Origin of the sequence: Streptomyces colwelliae (genome assembly GCF_048158785.1) — a bacterium.
GTDB lineage: Bacteria > Actinomycetota > Actinomycetes > Streptomycetales > Streptomycetaceae > Streptomyces.
Window position 1 is genome coordinate 1 of sequence record NZ_JBLTJC010000597.1, and the last position, 4164, is coordinate 4164.

At 69.4% G+C, this 4164-nt stretch carries 4 protein-coding genes and 1 pseudogene; 1 reads left to right on the forward strand and 4 read right to left on the reverse strand.

The window, feature by feature from the left end:
• Positions 1-232: 232 nt before the first annotated feature.
• From ACNFOC_RS51565 to ACNFOC_RS51580, 4 genes are read right to left on the reverse strand one after another with little or no spacing between them, the layout of a single operon-like run.
• Positions 233-1168 (reverse strand): ABC transporter substrate-binding protein, encoded by a 936-nt coding sequence (locus ACNFOC_RS51565; RefSeq protein WP_416965896.1) that lies wholly within the window; start codon positions 1166-1168, stop codon positions 233-235.
• A 19-nt stretch (positions 1169-1187) separates the two neighbouring features.
• Positions 1188-1850, reverse strand: a complete 663-nt coding sequence (locus ACNFOC_RS51570; RefSeq protein ID WP_416965897.1) for an ABC transporter permease — start codon at positions 1848-1850, stop codon at positions 1188-1190.
• Positions 1850-2491 carry an ABC transporter permease gene (locus ACNFOC_RS51575; protein WP_416965898.1) on the reverse strand — a complete coding sequence of 214 codons (642 nt, stop codon included), beginning with the start codon at positions 2489-2491 and terminating at the stop codon, positions 1850-1852. Before ACNFOC_RS51575 ends, ACNFOC_RS51570 begins: the two co-directional genes overlap by 1 nt.
• Positions 2488-3522, reverse strand: a complete 1035-nt coding sequence (locus ACNFOC_RS51580; protein ID WP_416965899.1) for an ABC transporter ATP-binding protein — start codon at positions 3520-3522, stop codon at positions 2488-2490. The genes ACNFOC_RS51575 and ACNFOC_RS51580 overlap by 4 nt, the downstream gene beginning before the upstream one ends.
• 142 nt (positions 3523-3664) lie before the next feature.
• Here ACNFOC_RS51580 and ACNFOC_RS51585 point away from each other — a divergent pair.
• Positions 3665-4045: pseudogene (locus tag ACNFOC_RS51585) on the forward strand (aromatic amino acid lyase); the annotation flags it as partial.
• Positions 4046-4164: the final 119 nt, after the last annotated feature.

The following is a 4164-nucleotide window of genomic DNA, read 5'->3' on the forward strand; positions in this document are numbered from 1 at the left end:
GGCCGGTGGCGGTGGCGGTGGCGGTCGTGGGGGTGGCGGCCAGCGCGCCGGCGGCGGTGGCCGTCAGGAAGGCCCTGCGGTTCGAGGCCATGCGTTTCCTCAGGTGGTGAGCGTGAAATCACCCTACGCATGTGCCTAGTTACCTAGAGTGCCGATTTAACGACGCTTGGGTGATTCGTCGTCAGATCATCGACCGGTCATTACTTCGCCCGGCGACTACTTCGCCCGGCGACTACTTCGTGATGCCGTGCTGCTTCGCGTACGTGTTCGCCACGTCCTCCGGGTCCTTCTTGTCCTTGTCCACCTGGCGGTTCAGCTCGGTGAGCTGGGCCGTGGTGAGGAGGTTGCCCAGGCGGGCGAGCGCCTTGCGGACCGTGGGGTCGGCCACGCGGTCGGCGATGAGCGGGACGATGTGCTGGCTGGGGATCAGGGTCTTGGGGTCGCTCAGGACCACCCAGTCGTTGGCCTTGATGTCGGTGTCGGTGGTGAACAGGTTCGCCACGTCCACATCGCCCTTCTTCAGCGCGCCCTTCACCAACGGCCCGTCGGAATCAAGGGACTTGAACTCCTTGAACTCCACGCCGTACACGTCCTTCAGTCCTACGACGCCCACCTGACGGGTCTTCACCTCGGCGGAGGCGCCGATGACGAGCTTGCCGTTGTGCTTCGCCAGGTCGGCCAGCGTGGCCAGGCCGTACTTCTTGGCGGTCTCGCGGGTGACGACGAAGCAGTCCGCGTCCTCGGCGATGCCGTAGGGCAGGACCTGGAGGCCCGAGGGGAGGGCGAGGGTGAGGGCGTTCTGCATCTCGCCCGCCTCCGCGACCTTGGACTTGGGCTGGAGGTAGGTGAGCAGGGAGCCCTGGTACTCGGGGAGGAGGTCGATGTCGCCGCTCTTGAGGGCGGGGAAGACGATCTCGCGGGTGCCGAGGTTGGGGCGGACCTTGACCTTCACGCCGGCCGCTTCGAGGGCGGCGGCGTAGAGGTAGCCGAGGACCTGGTTCTCGGTGAAGTTGGCGGTGCCGATGGTGACGCCGTTCTTGCTGGAGGCGCTGCCACCGCCGGCTGAGCCCCCGCCGTCCAGCGAGGTGACACCGCTCGCGCAGGAGGACAGGACGGGGACGGCGACGGCCGTTCCGGCGAGGGCGCCGAGGAGGGTGCGACGGTTCATTTCGGGGTTCCCGGTTTCCCTAGGCGGTTCGGTGGCGGAAGAGGAAGCGCTGGAGGGCGGAGAGGCCCAGGTCCAGGACGATGGCGACGAGCGCGACGAGCACCGCCCCGCCGAGCACCTGCACGAGGTCGCGCTGGGCGAGTCCGTCGAAGACGTAGCGGCCCAGGCCGCCGAAGGAGACGTAGGCGGCGATCGTGGCGGTGGCCACCACCTGGATGAGGGCGAGGCGCAGGCCGGTCATGATCAGGGGGAGCGCGAGGGGCAACTCGACCTGGAAGAGGACCTGGTGGCCGCGCATGCCCTGGCCGCGTGCCGCGTCCTTCACATCTGGATCTACGGCCGTCATCCCGGCGTAGGTGTTCGTCACGATCGACGGGACCGCGAGGGCGACCAGCGCGATGTACACCGGCCACATGGAGAGGCCGCTGGCCAGGAAGACGAGGACGACCAGGCCCACGGTCGGCAGCGCGCGGCCGAAGGAGGCGAGGTTGATCGCGAGGAACGCGCCCTTGCCGGTGTGGCCGATCAGCAGGCCGAGCGGGAGGCCGATCGCGGCCGCGATGAGGGTCGCGAGCAGCGAGTACTGGAGGTGCTCGGCGAGGCGGTGCGCGATGCCGTCCGAACCGGCCCACTGGGAGCCGCTGGTCAGCCACGTACCGAGGTTCTTGAAGAGTTCGAACATCAGGCTCGCCGCCTCTTCCACGGGGTGAGTACGTACTGGAGGGCGACCAGGGCCGCGTCCGCGACCACGGCGAGCAGCAGGGTGAGGACCACGCCCACGATCACCGGCGTCGGGAAGTCGCGCTGGAAGCCGTCGGTGAAGAGCTGGCCGAGGCCGCCGTCGCCGATGTAGGTCGCGACCGACACGAGCGAGATCGACATGACGGTGGCGATACGGACGCCCGCCATGATCACCGGGAGCGCGAGGGGGAGTTCGACGGTGAGGAGCGTGCGCAGGGGGCGCGTGCCCATCGCCTTCGCGGCCTCCTTAGTCTTCGCGGGGACCGAGTCGAGGCCCTCGACCGTGTTCCGCAGCAGCACGACCAGCGTGTAGACCGTCAGGCCGATCACGGTGGTGGTGCGGGTGAGGCCGCTGATCGGGAGCAGGAGCACGAAGATCGCGATCGACGGGATCGTGAACAGGACGTTCGACAGGCCGAGCAGGAAGCCTCGGAGCGGGCGGACGCGGTGGGCCACGACCGCCAGCGGGAGCGAGATCAGCAGGCCGAAGAAGACGGCGGTCATCGCGGCCTGGAGGTGCGAGAACGTGAGGCTCGTGAGGTCGTCGGTGTGGTCGCCGATCCAGGACCAGTCGATCGTCATGCCGCGACCCTCGCCTCGGCGTGCGCCTGGCCCGCGTGGGTGTGGATGTCGTCGCGGGACGAGACGCCGGTGAGGACGCCGGCCGCGTCGACACGGGCGATCAGACCGTTCGGGGAGGCGACGGACTCGTTGAGGGCCGCGAGCAGGGAGTCGCCGTCCGTCAGCGGTCGTACGGGTATCTCCGCGTCCTCGGCCGCCCAGTGGAGGGGCTTGCGGGCCTCGTCCACGACCAGGGTCCAGGTGCCGCCCTCGGGTGCCGGGCCCTGTGGGACCTCGGCGAGGGTCTTCAGCGAGAGCAGCTTGAGACCGCGCTCGGCGCCGAGGAAGTCGGCGACGAAGTCGTCGGCCGGGCGGGCGAGGAGTTCGGCGGGGGCCGCGCACTGGACGAGGTGACCGCCGGTGCGGAAGATCGCGATGCGGTCGCCGAGCCGTACGGCCTCGTCGATGTCGTGCGTGACGAAGACGATGGTCTTGTTCAACTCCTTCTGGAGCCGCAGCAGTTCGTCCTGGAGCTGGGTGCGCACGACCGGGTCGACCGCGCCGAACGGCTCGTCCATCAGGAGCACCGGCGGGTCGGCGGCGAGCGCGCGGGCCACACCGACGCGCTGCTGCTGGCCGCCGGAGAGCTGGTGCGGGTACCGCTTGCCGGCGTCGGCGGCGAGGCCGACGGTCTCCAGCAGTTCGGCCGCGCGGGCCCTGGCCTTCTTCCGGCCGTGGCCCAGCAGGAGCGGCACGGTGGCGATGTTGTCCAGCACCGTGCGGTGCGGGAAGAGCCCCGACTGCTGGATGACGTACCCGATGGAACGGCGCAGTTCGGCCGCGTCCTGCTGGGTGACGTCCTTGCCGCCGACCTTGATGACGCCCGAGGTCGGGTCGATCATCCGGTTGATCATCCGAAGGGTGGTCGTCTTGCCGCAACCGGAGGAACCGACCAGTACGGTGACCCCGCCTTCCGGCATCTCCAGGGAGAGGTCGTGAACTGCTGTCGTGCCGTTGGGGAAGCGTTTGTGGACCGCGTCGAACTGGATCATGAGTTGTCCCTTGCCCGGCTGTATAACGTCATGCAGAGTTCTCGGTGTCTGAATAGTTTGTCAATGTCTCCGCGTTAATCCGAGGTAACGGATGCCCGGCAGGCAAGATCGAGTGTCCTGATTGAGGGGAGTTTGGCGCTATATGTCGTCTCAGATCGCGGACGCCCCGGATGCGATGGTGTCCGGGAACTCCGACCTCGTCGTCCTCGACGGCGTCGGCTTCGGGGTCGCCGATGTCGTCCGGCTCGCCGACGGGGACGCCCGGCCGGTCCCCGGCACCGACGCGATGAAGCGCGCGACCGAGTCCTGGGACGCGGCCCGCCAGATCGCCGCGACCGGCCGCGTCTACGGCCGCTCGACCGGCGTCGGCGCCAACCGGAACGAGGACGTGCCCACGGAGGCGGCCGCCGAGCACGGCCTGCGACTCCTGCGCAGCCACGCCGGCGCGATCGGCGACGAACTCCCGGCGCGGGAGGTGCGGGCGATGCTCGCCGTCCGCGCGAACCAGTTGCTGGCGGGGGGACCGTCCTCGCCGTCTGGCGTCGGCGCCGGCTGGCGCGGTCCTGGCCGGCCATGCTGTCCTGGGCCGTCCTGATCGTGCTGGTCCTGGTGGCCGTCGTGGGGCCGCTGTTCGTCCAGGCG